Here is a 20,853-nt window from a genome sequence, read left to right on the forward strand (position 1 = left end):
ATTTTTTCGGTCATACATCTAATAGGATAAATCAGCCTGATAAAGCATTTTTTTCTATGAAAGTGTCATCTTCAAGCATATAGCCCTGGAAATCATAAAGGTTTTCGACATAAATTTGATGCCATACCATGAATGTAAGGACAGTCCATAGCTTACGGCTGTAATCAAGCTTTCCGGTCCGATGTTCATCGAGTAAACGCAAGACGATTTTTTTGTCTAAATACCGTTCCGTTTTACTTTCTTTAATCAAACTTCTCGCCCAATCATACAACTCATTTTTCAACCAGTGACGGATTGGTACCGGGAAACCTAACTTTCTGCGGTAAAGGACCGAGTCTGGAACGATCCCCTTCATTGCTTCACGGAATGCGTATTTCGTCGTACCGTTGGTCACTGTATCTGTCGGGGCGATTTGAGACGCAACCCTGAAGACTTCTTTATCAAGAAACGGCACACGGAGTTCTAAAGAATTCGCCATCGTCATTTTATCTGCTTTTACAAGGATATCGCCTCTCAACCATGTATACATATCTACGTATTGCATCTTGTGGATATCATGATAACCTTTCGTCTTCTCGTAAATGGCAGATGTGACTTTCTTATAATTCCAATCTTTATTGTAAGATTTAAGCAGATATTCTTTCTCATGCTCACTGAACATTTTCGCGTTACCGATATAACGCTCTTCCATTGACATGCTGCCTCGTTCGATGAAACTCTTTCCCTTCATCCCCTCAGGCAATAGATTTGATAGTTGTTTCAACCACTTGCGTAACCCTAAAGGTAACATTTGATAGTTTCTTAAAGAGTTCGGTTCATTATAAATTGTATATCCACCGAACAATTCATCTGCTCCCTCTCCGGAGAGTACGACTTTTACATGCTTGCTCGCTTCTCTTGAAACGAAATATAGCGGTATCGCTGCGGGATCTGCAACGGGATCATCCATATGCCAAATTATTTTTGGTAATTCACTTATGAATTCCTCTGGTTTAACGATATAATGGATGTTCTCAACATTCAAGGCAGCTGCAGTTGAGACTGCAACGTCAATTTCGCTGTATCCTTGCCGCTCAAACCCAACTGTGAATGTCTTGATCTTAGGATTGATTTCACTGGCTAAAGCAACGATTGCACTTGAATCGATACCACCTGACAAGAAACTGCCCACCGGTACATCACTACGCATATGTACCTTCACGGAATCTCTCAAAACATTTCGGATTTCTTCTATCGTTCGATCAATCGGCGCATGTTTTACATGAAACGCCGGCAACCAGTAGGATTGGATGTTCATTTTTTGACCAGGTTGCTTTAGGAAGTAGTGGCCTGGCAGCAATCTTTGTATGCCTACGGACATCGTTTCCGGCTCTGGTACGAATTGATAAGTAAGGTAGTGATGAAGAGATTCTAAATTGACTTCATCCTGTTCCTTAAATGCGAGCAAGCTTTTCTTTTCGGATGCGCAAAAGAGATGTCCATTCTCTTCTAAGTAGAAGAACGGTTTGATTCCAAAAGGATCACGTCCGCCAAATAACACTTTCTTCTCTTTATCCCAGATCAGAAAACTGAACATTCCGCGTAGTTCTTTAATCGATTCTGGACCTTTACAGACATAGTTAGCCAATATGACCTCTGTATCCGAATGGGTTTCAAATTCATACCCATCCTTGACTAGAGAATCACGAAGTTCAATATAATTATATATTTCACCGTTGAAGATGATGCAGTAACGGTCGTTTTCATAAGATAACGGCTGATGCCCGCTTTCTAAATCTATGATACTTAGTCTGCGGAAACCGAAACGGATATGGTCATCATAAAAAAAACCTTCATCATCTGGACCTCTATGAGTGATAAGGTTGGTCATTCCTTTTAATTGTCTTATTTCATTTGCATCGATTTCTTGTTGTTGGTCAGAGACACAACCGACAAATCCACACATCTGACTTGCCTCCTTCAATTTCTTTCTAAAAATACCCATACTTTCATATTATAATCCGGTTCATTATATTAGACGAGTGACTTTGGTCTATGTTTCAGAAGAAAAACTATATTTTTTCCAATTTCACTTATATTACCCATATCGTTCACAAAAAGTTTGTTGAAAATACAGTTTTTTGATTTTTTTAGACAAATAATTCTGATAAGGTGTTTTTGCTTAAAAAAAGTTCCTGTTGAAGTTATTGTTGATCTATGCAAAATCCCCACTAATTTAATCAAACTGTTTAACAAAAGATAAAAAGAAAAAGACAGACTGATGTCTGCTCTGAGATGTATACACATTAAACCAGATTTTCTGGGTCGAGAAGTTCAGCTGCCTCTTTTTCAGACATTATCCCTTTTTCCAGGATGACTTCCCGAACTGTCTTTCCTGAACGAAAGCTTTCTTTTGCGATCTCCGCTGCTTTCTCATAGCCGATTTTCGGATTCAATGCAGTAGCAAGTGCCAGGCTTTTTTCCATTAACTCACTCATTCTGCCCTCATTCGGTTCGATCCCTTTTATGCATCGTTCAGTGAATGTTTCCATGCCTGTTGATAAGATGGTAATCGATTGCAGAACATTATAGCCGATTATTGGCATCATCGGATTGATTTCCAACTGACTTCCGATTCCAGCTGTTGATACACATGTGTCATTCCCTATGACTTGTGAACAGATCATATAAAGGTTTTCTGGGATGACCGGATTCACCTTTCCAGGCATGATGGATGAACCGGGTTGGACAGCAGGCAAATTCAACTCGGCAATCCCTGTTCTTGGCCCAGAGCTTAAGAGCCGGATATCACTAGAAACCTTAATCAAGTGAATGGCGGTTTCTTTCAATGTATGGCTCACGCGAATCGCTGCGCCAGTATTTTGCATGAAACTGAAGCGGCTCTTCGGCTGCTTGAAATCCAAGCCGGTAATTTCCGCCACGGCTTCAATGGCTCTGTCACTATATTCTGGATGTGAGTTGATTCCTGTACCCACCGCATTGCCGCCAAGACCGATTTCATATAAGAAAGGTTCGGCCATTTTCACTGCATCATAGGCATTCCGGATACTTTGTACGTAACCTTCGAAGGATTGTCCCAATCGCATCGGAACGGCGTCTTGTAAGTGGGTGCGGCCTGATTTGATGTACGGCTGGAATTCTTCAGCTTTCTCTTCCAATGCTTGAATCGTTTTTTCAAGTGCCGGGTACAACAGGCGGTGGAGTTCTTCAGCGACAGCTATATTGATGGCGACATGAATGGTATCATTCGTCGATTGTGCCATGTTGACGTCATCATTCGGGTGGACCTTTGTCCAATCTCCACGTTCCCCGCCTAATATTTCACTCGCCCTTGAAGCGATGACTTCATTCGCGTTCATGTTTTGGGAAGTTCCAGCTCCAGCCTGGTAGGCATCGACTACAAATTGGTCATCGAGCTTTCCGTCCATCACTTCTTCAGCAGCCTGGATGATGGCATTTGCCTTCTGTTCCTCAATCTGGCCAGTATCACGGTTTGCCACCGCTGCTGATCGTTTAATGATCGCTTGTGCCCGGATAAAAGCTCTAGGCAAGCGAAGCCCGCTTATTGGGAAGTTTTCGACGGCTCTTTGGGTTTGTGCTCCAAAATAGGCATCTTTCGGAACTTTGATTTCTCCTAATGTATCTTTTGCAATACGATAATTTTCCAAATTTACAGCTCCCATCCCTGATAATCTGCTATTATGTTATGTTCCACTTCATTCGCTTTTTAAACCCATTTGATTTCCAGTTACAGGCAGGTCATCTCCATCTCATTCTTGGGTAGTAAGGAAAACATCTATTATCTTGAGGGGGAAACTGATAAACCTTTGCAACTGGCTTGTTGATTTTACGATACTCTGTCCGGTAACCTGCTTTTGCTCTTTCATAGAATGTTCTCTCTGAAATCGGGCGTGGGGCTGACCATTCCAATGATTTCGGGTTCATCCACGAATCATGGGTGATCAGTTCCCTTTTATAGTAATAACGGTTACCGCTCGGGTATTCTTCACAAATGTAAATGACTGTTTGACGTGAATGCATGGTATACCTCCAAAATTATCGAATTATGTAACAGTTTACCCAAATATCGGGAATTACAACGATCAAGGCTATCGCCCGCTTGTACGAATTGAAACTGACCTAAAGAAAAGAGCTTGAGTTTCGCCAAGCCCTTTCTTTAATGTCAAAATCGTCTAACGCCAACCTCCGAACCACCACCAGAGTCCACAGATGATGAGCAAGATCACCACTATGACGACGACCGCCCACACCCATCCAAAACCAAACCCGAATCCTCCGATTCCAGGGTAAAAAGGATATGGTGGATAAAAAGGGGCTCCGCCATAAGGCGATTGCGCACCTGCAACCATTCCTGGAGACTGTACACCTGCAACTAGATTATTGGCACCAACAGGAACACATAACAGCGGGCTCTGTGCCGGCGCTGTCTGTGCTCCAGCTACCTGCTGCGGCTGTTGCGGTGGACAAGGTGGCGGGCAATATGGTTTCGGATGACAACCTGGACGTTCGTCCGATACATTTGATTCGAAATCGTATTCTTCATTATCGTAATACTGAGGCATTCCCCTAAACCTCCTTCTATTTCTTCATAATAAAATATGTACTTGAGCCAAAAAACGGAAGGCTTATATCCATGAAAAAGAGCCCTTTTTTAAGACGTTTGTCCAAGTGCATGGCTAATTTATTGTCATTTTTTTACCTACATGACCTGTGGATTGATGGAAATCCTAATTAAAAAGCAGAAGTCGGAGGGTAGTAAAATGGAGATGAGGGTATCTACACCTGAAGAAACAAACCCAGCAAAGCAGATACAGCTTCAGGATATCAATATATATTATGAACATTATCCTCATGGAAAAGCGGATGCTCCTGTCTTGATCATGATTCATGGGTTTTTAGGTTCTTGTTTCAGTTTCCGCAGGATCATTCCGATTTTGAAGGAACATTTTCATATTTATGCGATCGACTTGCCTGGTTTTGGGAAAAGCGAAAAGTCCAGAACGTTTATGTACTCATTAAAAAATTATGGTCAGCTGATCGCTGATTTCATTGAAAGCTTAAAGATAGAAAATGTTTATGTCATTGGTCACTCTATGGGTGGGCAGGTGGCAATGCATGCTTCCAAAATTGCTGCCGATAAAATCAACAAATTGATATTGATCGGTTGCTCCGGATATTTGAAGCGGCCAAGCCGTTTTATCGTCCAATGTTCTTATTTACCCTTTTTTGTTTATGTAATCAGGCATTGGATCAGTAAGAAAGGGGTGCATGAGAACCTTCTTACCGTCGTCCATAATCCATCACTGATTGATGATGAATTAATCAATGGCTATGCGCAACCCTTTAATGATCAAAAAACCTTCCATGCGCTCATCCGAGTGTTGAGGCACCGTGAAGGGGATATGCAGCCAGCGGAATTGCAAGAAGTAAGTCATCCTATCCTTTTGCTGTGGGGAAAACACGATCAAGTCATTCCCCTGCCTGTTGGCGAGCGGATGGTCAATGATTTGCCGAACGCTAAATTGAAGGTGTTTGAAAAAGCTGGTCATTTATTGCCTGAAGAAATACCGGAGGAAATCAGTGAAGAAATTTGCGGATTTTTTGATATTGTAAAATTGAACCAAATGTAGAAGGAGTATGCCTCAGAGGTAGTGAACCATTATTTTGTGGACATAGGAGACCTTATTCCATCAAAAACACGATCTTTACAAAAAAAATAGAGGGCACCAGAGACCCTATTTGCCGAATTCCTTTGAAAATCAGCTGTCTTAAAAACAGTTGTCCCCTAAACTGCCCCTTTTGTTATATCAGTTTCTTATCCCTTAATAAGCCGATCAGCTGTTCTTTTTCCAAATCTGTGAGCTTATACTCGGAATCACAGCCTTCATTCAATAGAACGATTTCCATTACCGTATCCCCGTCCATTACGACTAAAAGCGAGGGGTCTGTCAGTCCTTCAGGTATTTCACCTTTTTTCAACTCGAATGAAAGATGAAGGTTTTTCCACCTGTCTTCTTCCAGCAAGTCTACATGAACGTTCGAAAACACCCAATGTGAATAATCTCCTAAACCATATTGAATCATATATAAATACTCCTTATTATGAAATTTCTTTGTTCAAGCCTAAAGTTCGATTTTTTTCGTCAAAAACAGTCATAGCTTGTTGTGATTTAACGGGTAAAATAGTAGTAAGGGGGTTGTATTATGAAAAAAGTCACAGCTATCTCGCTATTTGTCGTTTCCTTTAGTGTGTTAGTCGTTTTGTTTTTGACTCTGGATTTTTTTTCAGAAACAGAAACTGGAACGAATGGTGCTATGAAGAGCGGATCGATCCATGCAGAAGTTCCTGATCCGAATGTTCCTGAATCGGAACCTGAAGAGATCACCACCACCGCATCCTTAATGGCAGTCGGTGATATTTTAATACATGATTACGTTTATAATCAAGCTGCTATAGGCAATGGAAAATATGATTTCACCCCTATGTTCCGGCTTGTGAAACCATACCTTGAAAGTGCTGATCTAACGATGGCAAATCAAGAAACGATGATTGGCGGAACAGAGATCGGGGTTTCAACCTATCCTTCATTCAATAGTCCTTTTGAGGTTGGCACCACGCTGAAAGAATCGGGAGTCGATCTCGTTACAATTGCTAATAATCATACCCTTGATCGTGGTGAAAAAGCAATCATGAATGCTCTCGATCATTGGGATGAAATCGATATGGCATATACAGGGGCTTATCGCTCTGAAGTGGATCGAGCAGACATCCGACTCATAGAACGGAATGATATTCACTTTTCCTTCCTAAGTTATACATATGGAACGAATGGCATACCTGTCCCAGAGTCAAAACCCTACCTTGTGAACCTGATCGATATTGATTTGATCAAAAGTGAAATTGACGAAGCAAAGCGTCTATCAGATGTCGTCGTTTTGAGCCTGCATTTCGGAAATGAATATGAAAGGATGCCGAATGAGCAACAAAAACTTCTAGCTAGTGAAGCGGCAGAAGCTGGAGCAGACATCATCATCGGCCATCATCCACATGTCCTCCAGCCAGCTGAATGGATTGAAAACACTGACGGCAGCCGAACTTTTGTCGTCTACTCCCTGGGCAATTTCCTCTCAGGCCAGAGAAGGGATTACAAGGATATAGGCGGTATTGTACAAATCAAGGCCAAAAAAGTCGTGAAGGGTGATGAAGTAACCGTTTCACTAGAAGAGCCAGCTTTTATACCAACTTGGGTCGATCGTCAATATACGATTCAACCGATGTTCCAGCTTGCTGATCAACAACAAGTCTATAGCGAGATCAAGCAACATATGTCACAATGGATTCCTGACATGCAATTCATTGAAAACTGACCTCCATAATGATAGGTGGCAACCTCCTTGAAGAGTTAGCCACCTTTTTCACATTCTTATTCAGCTCAGGTCAGGCTTTTTCCCAGATTCCACATATTCCTTGAGGAATTTTCCAATGAGTTCTTTCCAGCCGCTGTCATGCATTTCTTTCCATTGTGGATCTAATAAACCACTGGCATGGTGGGAAACCTTCAAAATCGTTTCGTCCCCTTTGTCCTCTAAAAGGAATGAATAAGCACTATTCACAGCGCCTCTCATACCTAAGAGCCCATTCAGTCGGATTTCTTCTGGTGCTTTGACATACATAACGCTACCCCAAAGTGCCCCTTCATCATTGTGCCATGTTTCTAAAAATCGCCCTCCTACTTTCGGTTCGAGTGTCAATGTAGACTTCGCTGTACCGCTCAACCGGTATGCCCACCATTGATCGATCTCTTCTGTCAAAGCCTTATAAACCTGCCCTCTAGGCGCATTGATCGTGATTTCTTGTTCAATTTGAAATGTATCTAGCTTGAGTCCGTTTTCCATTTCAACATCCCTCTCCTTGTTTTGTTCGATCTGGCCTTTGAACCTTAAACTGGCATCTTTATTTTCGAACTTCTTCACCCAACGATTGTAGATTTGTCGTAATCGAACTTCGTTTAAATAATTTAAACGTACCCTGCCCACCCTTCTGACCTAAAGAATGTAATGGATCGTTCATCAAACTTTTCATTGATTTTGAACATCTTCTTAAGAATATGTGATTAAAAGGTAACAATACGTTTTGTTCAATGTCAATCTTTATATCATTTGCCGATGAGCAGGTTATTTATATGCAGTACTTTTGTCCAGTAAAGGTTATCTGATAACATCGGCCTATTTTTTGACCATAAAATAGATTAAATATTGAGAATATTATCCCGCTATATTACAATATGGCTGAAGGTCCAGAACGCCTATTTTGATGACTGTCCATGAACCCCTTGGACACCCTCTCATAATACCTGTGTTTTGCCTTAGGAGGAAAAGCATGTACAGTGAAAATACGATTTACATAATCGGGGATGCCAAAACCAGTTCCAATAATCCGATCACCCAAAAGTTCAACGTATTCTTCATCGGGCTTGTCATCGATAAAAGCAGCGGTCTGATTGTAGATGCTGATTGCTCTTCGACTATCCCGCTGACTGAGAAATTCGTAAAATCTCTGTTCCTCGGAAAATCGATCATGGATACAGAAAAAGTATCCAGGGAGATCGAGACGCGCTATTTTGGTTCGTCCCAAAAAGCGTTGGTTGTCGCATTTAAGAATGCAAGCATCAAATTCCAGCAAATAACCGGATAATAGTTGCTTCTTCTAGCCACTTAGAGGAAATCCAGCTAATCGGGCGTGTCTAATCCGTCCATTAGCTGTTTTTTTATTCAATCAAATTTTGAAGGGAGTTGAAATGAATTGATTCAGGATGGGATCATGTATGTCAGTGTCTTGCTTGTCATCACTGCGATCATCGCTATCGCTGAAAGAAGGAGCGATTCGAAGTTCTTCAAGTATGTTCCTGGGATCGTTTTGATTTATCTAGTTTGTGCTTTGTTGCAGACATTTGGAGTTTTCGGTGCGACCGCATCCAATGATACCGCCTATGGGACTGTGAGAGGTGTCCTGTTGCCCGCGATGTTGATGCTTATGCTGCTCCATTGCGATTTACGCAAAATCATCCGGCTGGGACCGAAAATGCTGGGTGCATTCTTCGCCGCCTCATTAAGCATCGTTGCTGGATTCACGATTACATACATCTTGTTGAAGGGTTTTTATGCGGCTGACACTTGGAAGGCCTTTGCAGCATTAAGTGCAAGTTGGACAGGCGGATCGGCGAATATGGTTATACTCCAGGATATCCTTACCGTTCCAGAAAACATATTCGGTTTCGCATTGATCATGGATACGGTGAACTATTCTTTCTGGGTGATGTTTATGTTTTGGCTGGTACCCTTTGCTGATAAATTCAATCGATGGACCAAGACGAATACAACATACCTCGATCAGGTTTCCGCTGAGATTTCAGCCACGGCAGAAGAAAATGAGGGCCCGGGGTTCGGGTTCGTGGAGATGCTCAGCTTGCTTGCCCTTGCCATCTTTGTCTCAGCACTTGGCACTAAGCTTGGAAACAGCTTGCCAGAACTTGGTACAGCTGTTAATAGTACGACTTGGACGATTCTTTTCGCCTCTGTTGTCGGAATCGTGCTCGCGATGACCAGAGTGGCCAGGATACCAGGTTCATTGGAAATTTCCAAAGTGATGTTGTATATCATCATTGCTTTGATTGCTTCACACGCGGATTTTTCACAGTTGTTCCAGGCGCCGGTCTATATCCTTTCAGGCTTCATGATTTTGTTTTTCCATGGTGTCTTCATGTTCCTCCTAGCCAAATTATTTAAGCTTGACCTCTTTACAATGGGGGTCGCTTCCCTTGCCAACATCGGCGGAGTTGCATCAGCGCCGATCTTAGCGGGTGCCTTCCACCGTTCGTTGATTCCGATCGGGATATTGATGGCGGTGCTCGGAAGCCTGCTAGGAACTTACTTCGGGATTTTGACTGCAAACATATTGTCTGCCCTTTGATTTTAAAAACGAAAGGAGAATCAGATTATGGAAAAGTTACGAAAATGGATGGTTGGAATTCTTTCGGTCATGTTAGTTGGGGTTTTATCGATGGATATGGTCAGCGCAAAAAACTCGAGTGAAAACGGGTCAGAAACGGCCTATATCGATGTAGCCGCTGCGACGCTTTGGGTCGGACCGGAACGTTTACGCCCCGTTGATGGACCGTCAGCATCAAACCCAGTGGATCTTCGCACATGGACGAGTTCAATGTCATACGAGGAGAAGCTTTGGCTTGTCGGAAACTTGGAAACTCAAGCCTTACTCGGTTCAAAGGTTACGATACTAGAAAAGCAAGGAGATTGGGTAAAAGTAGCAGCGCATGAACAGCCGACTCCCCGAAACGATGTAGGCTACCCTGGATGGATGCCAAAAGATCAATTAACTGACGGGGCCGGGTTCGAGAAGATGGTCGAGCGTAAGTCAGTGGCTCTTGTAAAAGAACCGACCACTTGGTTGTATGACGATATGGAAAAGACGTCTGAATTCATGGAAATCAGCATGAATACAAGACTTCCTGTGTTAAAAGAAGTCGGAAGCATGGTATTGGTGATGACACCGACTGACGGTGCTAAATGGTTATCAATTCAAGATGTAGATGTCTATGAATCTGTTAGTGATATCCCTTCCACGACTGCAGATGATGTGATTGAAACGGCTGAAAAATTTCTGGGACTCCCTTATTTATGGGCAGGAATGTCAGGATTCGGATTTGATTGCTCAGGATTCACCCATACTGTCTATAAAACGAATGGCATCACGATTCCACGTGACTCCTCTGTCCAAGCTACACATGGCACACCAGTCGCCCGGGAAGATCTTCAAAAAGGTGACTTGATCTTCTTCGCTTATAATAATGGTCAAGGCCGTGTCCATCATGTCGGCATGTACATCGGAAATGGTAAAATGATTCATTCACCAAACTCCAGTACGACGGTGAAAATCGATGATTATGACGCACCAGGATATGGAGAAGAATACGCAGGCGCAAGAAGATACCTCGATTGATGGCCGTACCGGGCACTAAAAATGAGCAACCTGAGAGCAGGTTGCTCATTACCAATTTTAAATAGGGTTTACCAACATATTTGACTTGTTTACCAATAAATTCCAGGTCATTTACCCATATTTATTGTATTTTTACCTTTTTTCAATCAATCCCAACTGAACCTTTCTTCCTTCCATGGACGGCCATGCATATGATACCCATTCTTTTCCCAGAAACCCGGCTTATTTTCAACTATGAATTCAATACCACGGATCCACTTGGCACTCTTCCAAAAATAAAGATGTGGAATGACCGCACGGAGGGGGAATCCGTGTTCAGGGGTCAAGGGCTTTCCATCATGTGTATGGGCCAGAAGGCTTGACTCCTTAAAAAAGTCTTCAATAGGCAGGTTTGTTGTCCAATCTTCTTCAGCATGAATCAGTACATAATTCACTTCTGGAAGGAGTTTGACCTTCTTAAAAATTTCTTTCGTTGATATCCCTTCCCATTGGTTATCAAGGCGCGACCAACCTGTTACACAGTGTATATCGTTTTGTAATCTGACAATCGGTATTTCCATCACTTCTTCATACGTCAAACGGATTTCTTCCTCTACATGGCCGAACAGTCTGAGATCCCATTCACCAAGATCCTGATAATAAGGCACATTCCCGTAATGCAGGACTGGCCATTTTTTCGTAACGACTTGATTAGGCGGCACCCGTTCGTCTTTTTTCGATTCCTCTTTTCCGAAATACATTTAAGCACCTCTTCCAATTGAAAATGTTGTGATAACTTGAAATGTAGACGTGTTTTTTAAGATCTTTCAAACTGTTGTTGTTGATAGTTTCTCGTTTTGTCGCGATTTTAGTGATGTTCGTCCCGATTTTCCTAAGAGATCGTTTCTTCATTCAAACTTTTAAAAGATGATGGCTGCTATCCACCCGAATAACACTAAGGGGATGTTATAGTGCAGGAATGTCGGAACACATGTATCCCAAATGTGGTTGTGTTGCCCATCAGCATTCAGTCCAGCTGTGGGACCGAGTGTACTGTCAGATGCGGGAGAACCTGCATCACCCAATGCCCCGGCTGTCCCTACTAATGCAACGATCGCGAGAGGACTGAATCCTAGCTCTTGAGCGAACGGTACAAAAATCGTTGCAATGATCGGTATGGTTGCAAAGGACGAACCAATACCCATAGTGACGAGCAAACCGACAAGGAGCATAATAAGTGCGGCAAGAACTTGATTGCCTGCAAAAACTGCCGACGCACTCTCTACGAGCTGTTCAATATGCCCGGTTTCACGCATCACCTCTGCAAATCCTGCTGCTGTGATCATGACGAATCCGATGAAGGCCATCATTTTCATCCCATCTGTAAAGATAACATCTGATTCACGGATCGAGAATGAACCACTAAACAAGAGGATGATGATCCCAGTCAAAGCACCCATGATCATCGATTCGGTCAGGATTTGTATCACGACTGTCGCTACAATCGCAATGATGGCAACCGTGATCGATCGAACTGAAAAGGCCGCCGTAATGCGTTCACTTTCGCTTGCGATGTCTTTATTTTCATAGCGGCGCGGTTTTCTGTAAGAAACGAATAAGGCAATAAGCAACCCGATCACCATTCCGATGACAGGCAGACTCATCGCCTTCGGAATCATCGCCATATCAACATTCAGTCCGCTTTTCTCCATTTCTTCCTGTATGATCTGGTGGAAAATCAGACCAAAACCGACTGGCAACAGAATGTATGGCGCCGTCAACCCGAAGGTGATCGAAGAAGCCAATGCTCTCCGATCCATTTTCAGTTCATTGAAAATCATCAACAACGGCGGGATTAAAATCGGAATAAAAGCGATATGGATTGGTATGAGGTTTTGTGAAAAGATGGAGATTGTCACGATAATCAATAGCAATAGTGCTTTCGATAAAGCTTTCTTTTTCGAGTCACCTTGCTTCTGTGTGACTTTCAATGCTCCAGAAACGAGTACCTCTGGCAATCCTGTCTTCGATATCCCTAAGGCAAATGCTCCTAATAGTGCATAACTTAGAGCGATTACAGCATTATTGCCTAACCCTTCAGTAAAAACAGTGATCGTCTCGCTGATACCCAGTCCACCGACGATTCCACCAGTAAACGCACCAATGGCAAGTGCTAATACAACCTGTACACGCATCAAGCTTAAGATAAGCATGACGAATACAGCAATTATAACAGCATTCATGATGTTGACCTCCAAAGAATACTTTATCTTGATAAATCACTAATGTATTAAAACCTCAAACAATTTAACATGAATGAATAAGAGTGTCAACACATCCGGTTTCCTGAACCCGGTATATTCCATAATGAATTTCGGCTAAAAACAAGGGCACAAGCGCTGGGAAGAGATTGATCCAAAAATCTTCCCAACAAATTTCCAACGGGAACCTGGATCACCTGTTTCTAATGCAAAAAAACCTCTCCAGCCTGTTTACTGGAGGGGTTCAGATGAAATCAGGATTGCGTTTCGAATTTTTCAATCAATTTTAATATTGACCGTGTCATGACACCAGTGGCCCCTTTTGGCCCCAGGTCGCTCGTCTTGTTGCTGTATGCTGTACCTGCGATATCAAGGTGCAGCCAAGGTGTTTCGCCGACGAATTCAGACAGGAAGACCCCACCTTGGATCGGATGGGCAAGTCTACCGGCTGAGTTGACAAAATCAGCTACATCGCTTGTTTTTAAAATCTTTTTGTATGGGCCGAACATCGGAAGCCTCCATACATATTCGCCCGCTTCTTCTGCAGATCTCTCAAACTTTTCGAAGAAATCTTCATCATTCGTCATCACACCTGAAGCGATGTCCCCGAATGCCACAACGATTCCACCAGTAAGAGTGGCAAGGTCCACAAGATAGGATGCACCAAGCTCTTTTGCATACGTAAGCGCATCAGCCAAAATCAGACGACCCTCAGCATCGGTGTTCGTCACTTCGATTGTTTTACCACTCATGGAAGTTATGACATCACCCGGTTTCATCGCGGAACCGTTGATCAGATTTTCACTTGATGGGATGACAAACATGATATTCACGTCTGGCTTGAGTCGTCCGACAGCTTCCATCGCACCAAGAACAGCTGCCCCACCACCCATATCGGATTTCATCTCATGCATGTTGAGGGCTGGCTTGATAGAATATCCGCCGGCATCGAAAGTGAGACCTTTACCGACAAATGTGAGCACATCATTCCAATCCTTTTTCGCTATGTATTTGACAACAATCATTTTCGGATCCTGTTCAGACCCCTGGCTCACCGCTAACAAGGCACCCATGCCGAGCTCCATCATATCCTCACGCTCAAGCACGTCGTATTCGAAGCCGTATTTTTCCGAGATGCATACTGCCCGCTCGGCAAAATCCGTCGGTGTAAGCATGTTTCCTGGCGTGTTGACCAGATCACGTGTTACATTTGTACCAACAGCATACGCTTCTCCAGTTTTCAATGCATCAATGACCGTTGCAGCATTTTCTTCAGAGTAGACAGTGATCGATTTCAATTCATAGCGTTTGTCATTCTTTTTCTCTTTATAATCTTCGAATTTATATGTGGAAAGGATGAATGCTTCTGCTAATGCGTGGGCAGTTTGGGTAATCTCAATCTCTGACCTGAAGGAATCAAGGGCGATAGCGATATCTTCCTGCTTACTGCTCTTGAGTTCTTTTGCTGCCCTTCCGAAAGCATCACGTACATTGCGGTATGTAAGGTCATTTTTCTTGCCGAGTCCAACAAAATAGATACTTTTGACGCCGAGCGCCCCTAATGTATGAATCCGTGTCACCTTTTTCAATTTAGCTGAAAGCTCGCCACTTTTGAAAAGTTCGGTAATATGGCTATTGAGCGCACCATCGATTTCTTTCGTAATACCTGTTGGTTTCTTGTCATCAGAGTATATTCCAACGACTAGAGTATGTATACCTTCCTTTAGGTCAATCTCGTTTTTAATTGTAAACATCTAATTCCCCCTATTGTCCTCATTAAAATCTATTATATCGAAATATTTCGATAACCTAAACATCTTCTTTTAGATATAAATAAATTCGAGGCAAGTCAGGCAACGTTCTGATTTTTTCAAATGGAACCCTTTCGATTGCAGGTATCCGTTCGAGACATTCCTTCACAAAATCGGAGAGCTCTATAGTATTCAGTCCCCAATAGTAAGTTGGATACGGCTCGAAACATTCAATAGCCCGCTGGAACATTAATCTTGCTCCTTTTACATTGCCATATTCGTAGTGGTAAATCGCGACTGACATCTGGAGCAGCCCTTTTAAAAACAAATTCTGCTTATCTGTCATCCAGATTTCCTCAAGAAGATCGTGACATGTGTAATAATCACCTTCATTGAATTTTATGAAGAATTGATAATATTCCATCGGATAATCCATGTCATCTCCCCCTCTTCTAATCATACCACGTGCATACCTGGAACAAAATGCGGGTAATCAATACAAAGAGGATATGGTAAACTAAAAAATAATCAGTTTTATAGAAAGGACGTTGCTTTTCTTGGACGCACTTATCACTAACTTTCCATTGTGGTGTTCGATCTTCGCCATATTATTTGCACAAGCGATCAAAATTCCAATCATGTATATTTCTACTCGAAAGATCGAATGGAATCTATTTTTCAGTACGGGAGGAATGCCGAGTTCACATTCTAGCGGTGTCACAAGTTTGGCTACGTCAGTCGGATTGCTTGAAGGAGTCGGCTCAACGATGTTTGCTATTACTGTCGTTTTCAGTGTCATCGTCATGTATGATGCCAAAGGTGTCCGCTGGCAAGCTGGAGAACAAGCAATCGTACTGAATCAATTGCTACGTGATTTTCAGCATCTCACCACAGAGATAAAGAACTGGCCTAAGAAAAACGAAGAGGAAAAACGCCGGGAACTGAAAGAATTGCTCGGACATCGCCCGAGTGAGGTATTTTTCGGCGCAATCCTTGGGATCGGGTTAAGTCTTAGCATTTATTACAGTTTCATTCATTAGGGGGAGATTAGAATCCGGATTGTATCGATTTGTCCAAGCAATACAGAATTAGCAGCTTATTTAGGGTTAACTTCTTCTATTGTCGGAGTGGATAATTTCTCAGATTGGCCTGAAGAAATTGTTGGATTGCCACGTTTAGGACCTGACCTCGATATCGATATCGACAAAGTGGAGTCCCTGGAGCCAGATCTCGTCCTCGCCTCATTAAGTGTGCCGGGTATGGAGAAAAATATTGAGCGACTAAAGAGACGAAACATCCCCTTTCATGTGTTCAATCCAAACTCCCTGGAAGATATCGCAGCTGATCTTCTGACTTTAGGCAAGTTGACAGGGATTGAGGAACGGGCTGAGATGGTTGTAGAGGAATATCGTTCAATGATTGAAATGTACCGGGGGATCGCTGAAAAAATTGATGTGAAGCCTAAGCTGTATTGGGAATGGTGGCCAAAGCCTGTTTTCACACCTGGTGGCATCAATTGGCTAACGGAAATCAGTACGCTGGCTGGTGCTGTCAATTGTTTTGCTTCAGAGGATACAGCCAGTTTTCAAACAGATTGGGAAACGGTACGGAGGAAAGAACCAGACCATATTTGTCTCGTTTGGGTAGGTGTACGAACCCAGAAAGTGAAACCTGCCATTTTACAGAAGCGGCCTGGTTGGAATGAAATGAAAGCGATGAAGACACAGAATGTGCATGTCCTGGAAGAACCCTACTTTTGCAGGCCTTCACCTCGTCTATTAATTGGGTTGCAAAAAATCGCCTCGATCATCCACCCGGAGCACTACCCTGCCTTTAAAGAAACTCATAGAGACCTTTGTTGAGGAATTAAAATTATAATTGAAATTGAATGATCGAATGACAATATGTAAAGATAAAGATGAAGGGGACTGAACCCTCATCCTCATCAATGATGGATGTCCGGGTCAGTCCTCTTTTTCATATGGGATCATTAAGTACCTTTGGGCGGAAACAGCTGTTGACGGAATACTTGCATGGACTTTTGCTCATTCAATTCGGTCAACTCTTGTTCTGTCAGGGAGCCATTCCCCTTTTTTATGATATAGACTTCTAACGTCTTCTTTCCCCACTTTTCGAATACATCCTTTACTTCCTCGTAATAAAGGTCGATCTTCTTGTTTTTAATGGCCGATCCTGTATCAGCCACCACACCATATCCATATCCAGGGATGAATAGGATACTGCCGATCGGGAATATAGAGGTATCAGCTGCGATTGTAGAATATAAATCGCGCCGTACTTTAACACCTGATTTTGTTATTCCATAAGCCGGATGAGCCTCCGTTTTACCTGTCGATTCAACACCCGCGGTATATCCGGTAGCCACGACTTCCACTGTAGGGTATCGTTCTGTATCTACCATTGCTTCAAGAGAACTCTCTTTGGCAATCGTATTGGATGCGATCAATAATGGTGTTTTCGTGTTGAATAACGACTTGAACATCATAGCTGTTCTTTTTTTCATATGTTCCACTGCTTCTAGGTTTATAGAGATTTCTTTTTGATTTGATAAACCCATTAATCCTGAAGCCTCTACTCCGGAGAGCTTTCCAATTGTCATGAACAGGGCCAGGATGAACAAGCAACACATAAGAGAGCGTTTCAGGATTGTTTTTGTAAACTGCATCTCTTCACTCCTCTCATGCCTAATACTTTCCAAAATCACCAGAAAGTATTCATGAGAGGAAGCATTTATCTGAATATTCACTTTGTTTTGGTGCCAGGCACCGAAATGAAAGCCAATAGCACCAACGCTTCCAAATCGGTGCCTGGCACCGCTCAGAAACCTTGATATAACAGGCTTTATTTCAGGTGCCTGGTACATAAAAAGAAAAGCGCAACGCCCTGGTTAGGGGTTGGAGCTGGACATTCTTTCACCGCAACCAAAAAGGGGACTCACCTAAACAACCGTCCTGTGGACGATGCTTTGGGTCAGTCCCCTTGTTTACAGTATTAGAAAGTATAAACACTTTCTCCAGCATAAGTGCAGCTAAGGTTCAGCCGTCGCCACAGGCTTGGCTTCACCAAGTTTTATTTTTAAGAAATTATGACTTCTAGAACATTTGATAGCCTCTGACTCTAAGCATTTTGATCGAAACTCCAGAAAGAATAGCGCCGAGTAAACCGAATAATAGAACCAATATATCAGAAAAGTGCAATTGAACAATGCTATTCGTAAGCTCTGGAAATGAAGAAGCTGGTGCAGTGAAATACTCTGTCAAACTTACATCATCGACGATCATGACCACGACGATCGGGTAGATGACAGCCATCACCCAGGTCATTCTTAGAAGCATATTGAGTAGAAAGCCGATTCCAAAAAACAAAACCATGAACAAAAGCATGGAAATGATCAGCGTTGGAATAGTTAACGGCATAATGGTCACCCCTTTATATCCATTGACTAGTTTACTTTATTTAAACCAATAGAGTCAATGCTAGCGAAAGGGGTCCATTAAATAAAATTACTCATGTTCAAAAACCTGTCATAACTATTAATTGTGTTTTTTTCCACTGCCGCCGCAATGGTCACATGTCTCAGATCCACCGAGCAGTAATTGGAAATATCCCATTCCTTTGCAATATTGGCATGTTGCAGATTGAGGATTACGATTCTTTTGCTCCTTTTTCATGGTTGTCACCTCTTTTTATAAATTTTCAGATAATATATCATCTGATAAGTTTTTTGAAAAATCTGATATTTGGCTATATGCTGTCATGTAAACGTATACAACGGTTTAATGCTCATCCTTCATATGTTTTTCGGACTTTTTTAACGCAAATTGAAAATTTTATAATTCGTATATCCAAATTGTGTTCCCGGGTCCAAATCATGTGTTGAAAAACCGCTCAAATCATGGCTTTTCCCAAGAAAAAATTGAATCATAAGGGAAGAATCCGGGTCGTTCAACAGCTCGTTTTCAGACCGGAAAGCTACTTCCCCGATCTCACTTTCTTGAGCCTTGAGCACCCCACCTACTGCCTCCATTTGAAAGATGATCATGTTATCGCTGATCTGTTCCTTGATGACGCCTGATCGGATTCCAAGTACCCCAATAATCTCCGCTTCAATCCCTGTTTCTTCTAAAATTTCACGTTTAACCGCTTCATCCACTGTTTCGCCTTCATCAACAAACCCAGCAGGAAATGACCACTTACCAGTCAAGCCACCATATTTCTTTTTTACCACTAACCATTGATCGTTATAGTTAACGATCCCAGCAACTGCCAACCAAACATTCCCTCTTTTCCTTTTCACAAAATCCCTCCCCTTCCCTTTTTATATGTAATATATCAATTTCGAATTCAAAAAATGCGGTCTGCCACTGACCTCGCGAAGCTGCTTTATTGTCTATTAAGGCATATTTTCCGGTTTTCATTTCCTTATCTCTATTCAATTAGCAACAAATTTTAGAAAACAAAATAAAAAAGAGCAAAGCTGTTTTTCAAACAGCTTCACCCTATTGTATCAAATATTAAAATAACTTAAGTTTACCTTTTTTCACAACTAGTGGGATTCCACCTAATAAGAACAAGTAGCGGTTGTCGATGATTTTCTTCATCGCAGCAGCTGTTGCCCCATAAAGCTTCTTATTCCCTACTTTACCGATTGCTTCCCCTTTACCCAATGAAGCAACTGTACCTTTAATTTCTGGTACGAAAGTCTCTGTCTTGGTACCATTAATCAGCGCTTTCAAGTTACGGCCAACCGTGAATGCTTGTTGGATCGCAATCTGTGCTGTTGGCGGGTATGGGCGATTGATCTCTTCATTTATGATCAATGCACAGTCACCGACGATGAAAACATGGTCTTTACCAGGGGCACGAAGGTCACCTTCAACCTTGATCCGGCCGCGCATCGTTTCAAAACCAGAGTTCTCAACGATGGAATTCCCACGAATTCCAGTCGTCCAAACGATCGTATCAGCTTTGATTTCCTCTTCTTCCAATACAACCCCGTCTGCTGTCACTTCTTTAATCGGTGTACCAAGCATGAACTCGACACCTTTGCTTTCAAGAAGGTTAACCGCGTATTCAACAAGCTCTTCATCAAAACCTGGAAGTACAGTCGGAGCTGCTTCAGCACAGATCAGACGTACTTTTTCACGAGGAACATCAAATTCTGTGCAAAGCTCAGGGATACGGTCAGCCATCTCTCCAATAAATTCGATTCCAGTGAACCCGGCTCCGGCAACTACGATTGTAAGCATACTGTCAGATGGATTCGGCTCATTATTGTAGCTGGCGAATTGATATTCGATGTGTTCACGGATTTTACGAACAGTGTCCACGCTTCGGATATTGAACGCATGGTCCTTGACACCAGGGATTCCGAACGTTTCAGACTCGAAACCAAGTCCAATGACGAGATAATCGTAACTAAGCTCGCCGTTCTCCAATTTGACAGTCTTTGTGTTGTCATCGATAGAAATAACAGTATCTTGGACGAAATTGATACGATTCGAGTCAATGACGTCTTTTATCGGCATACGTGTACGATCGTGGTGCAATGTACCTGCGGCAGGCTCATGCAACCAAGTTGTTTGGTAGTGGTAATTATGTTTGTTGACTAGCGTGATTTCCGCTTCGTTCATCCCAAGTTCTTTCGTGAGACGAGTTGCTGTCATTATTCCGCCATATCCGGCACCAAGAATGACGATTTTTGGTCTGCTCATTTCTCTCCACCTCTTCTTCAAGTAGTGTGTGATTTTGGACAATCATACTATTTATAGATTTTTCCCAAAAGTTTGTTACACATTTCACG

General features: G+C 42.4%; 22 protein-coding genes. 7 read left to right on the plus strand and 15 right to left on the minus strand.

Going from position 1 to position 20,853, the window contains the following annotated elements; genetic code table 11:
• Positions 1-31: 31 nt before the first annotated feature.
• From asnB to L1611_RS20770, 4 genes are all read right to left on the minus strand, one after another.
• Positions 32-1,945: an asparagine synthase (glutamine-hydrolyzing) gene (gene asnB / locus L1611_RS04670; protein WP_236311918.1), complete on the minus strand. Its 1,914-nt coding sequence runs from the start codon at positions 1,943-1,945 to the stop codon at positions 32-34.
• Between the two features lie 340 nt (positions 1,946-2,285).
• Positions 2,286-3,668, minus strand: coding sequence for a class II fumarate hydratase (locus L1611_RS04675; RefSeq protein ID WP_407681693.1), 1,383 nt, complete (start codon positions 3,666-3,668; stop codon positions 2,286-2,288).
• A gap of 91 nt (positions 3,669-3,759) precedes the next feature.
• The gene (locus L1611_RS04680; protein WP_225067555.1) at positions 3,760-4,041 is read right to left on the minus strand and encodes a hypothetical protein; all 282 of its coding nucleotides are present in this window, start codon (positions 4,039-4,041) and stop codon (positions 3,760-3,762) included.
• A 152-nt stretch (positions 4,042-4,193) separates the two neighbouring features.
• Positions 4,194-4,583: a hypothetical protein gene (locus L1611_RS20770; RefSeq protein ID WP_322972512.1), complete on the minus strand. Its 390-nt coding sequence runs from the start codon at positions 4,581-4,583 to the stop codon at positions 4,194-4,196.
• 198 nt (positions 4,584-4,781) lie between these two features.
• Here L1611_RS20770 and L1611_RS04690 point away from each other — a divergent pair, with 198 nt between their 5' ends.
• Entirely contained in the window at positions 4,782-5,651 is an 870-nt protein-coding gene (locus L1611_RS04690; protein WP_236311920.1) for an alpha/beta fold hydrolase, read from the plus strand.
• A gap of 172 nt (positions 5,652-5,823) precedes the next feature.
• Here the strand turns inward: L1611_RS04690 and L1611_RS04695 are convergent, their stop codons facing one another.
• A complete protein-coding gene (locus L1611_RS04695; protein ID WP_236311921.1) occupies positions 5,824-6,105 on the minus strand; it encodes a hypothetical protein in 282 nt (93 codons plus the stop codon).
• A 120-nt stretch (positions 6,106-6,225) separates the two neighbouring features.
• Here L1611_RS04695 and L1611_RS04700 point away from each other — a divergent pair, with 120 nt between their 5' ends.
• Positions 6,226-7,389, plus strand: coding sequence for a CapA family protein (locus L1611_RS04700; protein WP_236311922.1), 1,164 nt, complete (start codon positions 6,226-6,228; stop codon positions 7,387-7,389).
• Between the two features lie 60 nt (positions 7,390-7,449).
• On the opposite strand, the gene L1611_RS04705 is transcribed toward L1611_RS04700, so the two are convergent.
• Positions 7,450-7,917 (minus strand): SRPBCC family protein, encoded by a 468-nt coding sequence (locus tag L1611_RS04705; RefSeq protein ID WP_236311923.1) that lies wholly within the window; start codon positions 7,915-7,917, stop codon positions 7,450-7,452.
• Positions 7,918-8,401: 484 nt separating this feature from the next.
• Here L1611_RS04705 and L1611_RS04710 point away from each other — a divergent pair, with 484 nt between their 5' ends.
• From L1611_RS04710 to L1611_RS04720, 3 genes are all read left to right on the plus strand, one after another.
• Positions 8,402-8,716, plus strand: a complete 315-nt coding sequence (locus L1611_RS04710) for a DUF3870 domain-containing protein (protein ID WP_236311924.1) — start codon at positions 8,402-8,404, stop codon at positions 8,714-8,716.
• 108 nt (positions 8,717-8,824) lie between these two features.
• Entirely contained in the window at positions 8,825-9,991 is a 1,167-nt protein-coding gene (locus L1611_RS04715) for a DUF819 family protein (protein ID WP_236311925.1), read from the plus strand.
• 27 nt (positions 9,992-10,018) lie between these two features.
• Positions 10,019-11,038, plus strand: a complete 1,020-nt coding sequence (locus tag L1611_RS04720) for a C40 family peptidase (RefSeq protein WP_407681694.1) — start codon at positions 10,019-10,021, stop codon at positions 11,036-11,038.
• Positions 11,039-11,184: 146 nt separating this feature from the next.
• Here the strand turns inward: L1611_RS04720 and L1611_RS04725 are convergent, their stop codons facing one another.
• The 4 genes from L1611_RS04725 to L1611_RS04740 form a co-directional block, all read right to left on the minus strand.
• Positions 11,185-11,778 (minus strand): sulfite oxidase-like oxidoreductase, encoded by a 594-nt coding sequence (locus tag L1611_RS04725; protein ID WP_236311926.1) that lies wholly within the window; start codon positions 11,776-11,778, stop codon positions 11,185-11,187.
• A 159-nt stretch (positions 11,779-11,937) separates the two neighbouring features.
• Positions 11,938-13,260 carry a Na+/H+ antiporter family protein gene (locus tag L1611_RS04730; RefSeq protein WP_236311927.1) on the minus strand — a complete coding sequence of 441 codons (1,323 nt, stop codon included), beginning with the start codon at positions 13,258-13,260 and terminating at the stop codon, positions 11,938-11,940.
• Positions 13,261-13,532: 272 nt separating this feature from the next.
• Positions 13,533-15,032, minus strand: a complete 1,500-nt coding sequence (locus L1611_RS04735) for a leucyl aminopeptidase (protein WP_236311928.1) — start codon at positions 15,030-15,032, stop codon at positions 13,533-13,535.
• Between the two features lie 55 nt (positions 15,033-15,087).
• A complete protein-coding gene (locus L1611_RS04740; RefSeq protein ID WP_236311929.1) occupies positions 15,088-15,465 on the minus strand; it encodes a DUF309 domain-containing protein in 378 nt (125 codons plus the stop codon).
• 121 nt (positions 15,466-15,586) lie between these two features.
• Between L1611_RS04740 and L1611_RS04745 the strand changes: the two genes are divergently transcribed.
• Positions 15,587-16,069: a divergent PAP2 family protein gene (locus L1611_RS04745; RefSeq protein ID WP_236311930.1), complete on the plus strand. Its 483-nt coding sequence runs from the start codon at positions 15,587-15,589 to the stop codon at positions 16,067-16,069.
• A gap of 12 nt (positions 16,070-16,081) precedes the next feature.
• The gene (locus L1611_RS04750) at positions 16,082-16,891 is read left to right on the plus strand and encodes a cobalamin-binding protein (protein ID WP_236312042.1); all 810 of its coding nucleotides are present in this window, start codon (positions 16,082-16,084) and stop codon (positions 16,889-16,891) included.
• A 128-nt stretch (positions 16,892-17,019) separates the two neighbouring features.
• Here L1611_RS04750 and L1611_RS04755 read toward each other — a convergent pair whose 3' ends face one another.
• The 5 genes from L1611_RS04755 to L1611_RS04775 all read right to left on the minus strand — a co-directional run bounded on the left by L1611_RS04755 (position 17,020) and on the right by L1611_RS04775 (position 20,764).
• Positions 17,020-17,715: a 3D domain-containing protein gene (locus L1611_RS04755; protein WP_236311931.1), complete on the minus strand. Its 696-nt coding sequence runs from the start codon at positions 17,713-17,715 to the stop codon at positions 17,020-17,022.
• 427 nt (positions 17,716-18,142) lie between these two features.
• Positions 18,143-18,466, minus strand: coding sequence for a YuiB family protein (locus L1611_RS04760; RefSeq protein ID WP_236311932.1), 324 nt, complete (start codon positions 18,464-18,466; stop codon positions 18,143-18,145).
• Between the two features lie 117 nt (positions 18,467-18,583).
• Positions 18,584-18,721: a YuiA family protein gene (locus L1611_RS04765; RefSeq protein WP_236311933.1), complete on the minus strand. Its 138-nt coding sequence runs from the start codon at positions 18,719-18,721 to the stop codon at positions 18,584-18,586.
• A 140-nt stretch (positions 18,722-18,861) separates the two neighbouring features.
• On the minus strand, positions 18,862-19,347 hold the full coding sequence (locus L1611_RS04770) for an NUDIX domain-containing protein (RefSeq protein ID WP_236311934.1): 486 nt from the start codon (positions 19,345-19,347) through the stop codon (positions 18,862-18,864).
• Between the two features lie 217 nt (positions 19,348-19,564).
• A complete protein-coding gene (locus tag L1611_RS04775; protein WP_236311935.1) occupies positions 19,565-20,764 on the minus strand; it encodes an NAD(P)/FAD-dependent oxidoreductase in 1,200 nt (399 codons plus the stop codon).
• Positions 20,765-20,853: the final 89 nt, after the last annotated feature.

The organism is Pseudalkalibacillus salsuginis (genome assembly GCF_021646685.1).
In the GTDB taxonomy this organism is placed as follows: domain Bacteria; phylum Bacillota; class Bacilli; order Bacillales; family Fictibacillaceae; genus Pseudalkalibacillus; species Pseudalkalibacillus salsuginis.

What these genes read in the sequence shown, in the direction of transcription:
- asnB (WP_236311918.1), bottom strand. Translation starts at nt 1,945, where the DNA reads ATGTGTGGATTTGTCGGTTGTGTCTCTGACCAACAACAAGAAATCGAT.
- L1611_RS04680 (WP_225067555.1), bottom strand. Translation starts at nt 4,041, where the DNA reads ATGCATTCACGTCAAACAGTCATTTACATTTGTGAAGAATACCCGAGC.
- L1611_RS20770 (WP_322972512.1), bottom strand. Translation starts at nt 4,583, where the DNA reads ATGCCTCAGTATTACGATAATGAAGAATACGATTTCGAATCAAATGTA.
- L1611_RS04690 (WP_236311920.1), top strand. Translation starts at nt 4,782, where the DNA reads ATGGAGATGAGGGTATCTACACCTGAAGAAACAAACCCAGCAAAGCAG.
- L1611_RS04695 (WP_236311921.1), bottom strand. Translation starts at nt 6,105, where the DNA reads ATGATTCAATATGGTTTAGGAGATTATTCACATTGGGTGTTTTCGAAC.
- L1611_RS04700 (WP_236311922.1), top strand. Translation starts at nt 6,226, where the DNA reads ATGAAAAAAGTCACAGCTATCTCGCTATTTGTCGTTTCCTTTAGTGTG.
- L1611_RS04705 (WP_236311923.1), bottom strand. Translation starts at nt 7,917, where the DNA reads ATGGAAAACGGACTCAAGCTAGATACATTTCAAATTGAACAAGAAATC.
- L1611_RS04710 (WP_236311924.1), top strand. Translation starts at nt 8,402, where the DNA reads ATGTACAGTGAAAATACGATTTACATAATCGGGGATGCCAAAACCAGT.
- L1611_RS04720 (WP_407681694.1), top strand. Translation starts at nt 10,019, where the DNA reads ATGGAAAAGTTACGAAAATGGATGGTTGGAATTCTTTCGGTCATGTTA.
- L1611_RS04725 (WP_236311926.1), bottom strand. Translation starts at nt 11,778, where the DNA reads ATGTATTTCGGAAAAGAGGAATCGAAAAAAGACGAACGGGTGCCGCCT.
- L1611_RS04730 (WP_236311927.1), bottom strand. Translation starts at nt 13,260, where the DNA reads ATGAATGCTGTTATAATTGCTGTATTCGTCATGCTTATCTTAAGCTTG.
- L1611_RS04735 (WP_236311928.1), bottom strand. Translation starts at nt 15,032, where the DNA reads ATGTTTACAATTAAAAACGAGATTGACCTAAAGGAAGGTATACATACT.
- L1611_RS04740 (WP_236311929.1), bottom strand. Translation starts at nt 15,465, where the DNA reads ATGGATTATCCGATGGAATATTATCAATTCTTCATAAAATTCAATGAA.
- L1611_RS04755 (WP_236311931.1), bottom strand. Translation starts at nt 17,715, where the DNA reads ATGCAGTTTACAAAAACAATCCTGAAACGCTCTCTTATGTGTTGCTTG.
- L1611_RS04760 (WP_236311932.1), bottom strand. Translation starts at nt 18,466, where the DNA reads ATGCCGTTAACTATTCCAACGCTGATCATTTCCATGCTTTTGTTCATG.
- L1611_RS04765 (WP_236311933.1), bottom strand. Translation starts at nt 18,721, where the DNA reads ATGAAAAAGGAGCAAAAGAATCGTAATCCTCAATCTGCAACATGCCAA.
- L1611_RS04775 (WP_236311935.1), bottom strand. Translation starts at nt 20,764, where the DNA reads ATGAGCAGACCAAAAATCGTCATTCTTGGTGCCGGATATGGCGGAATA.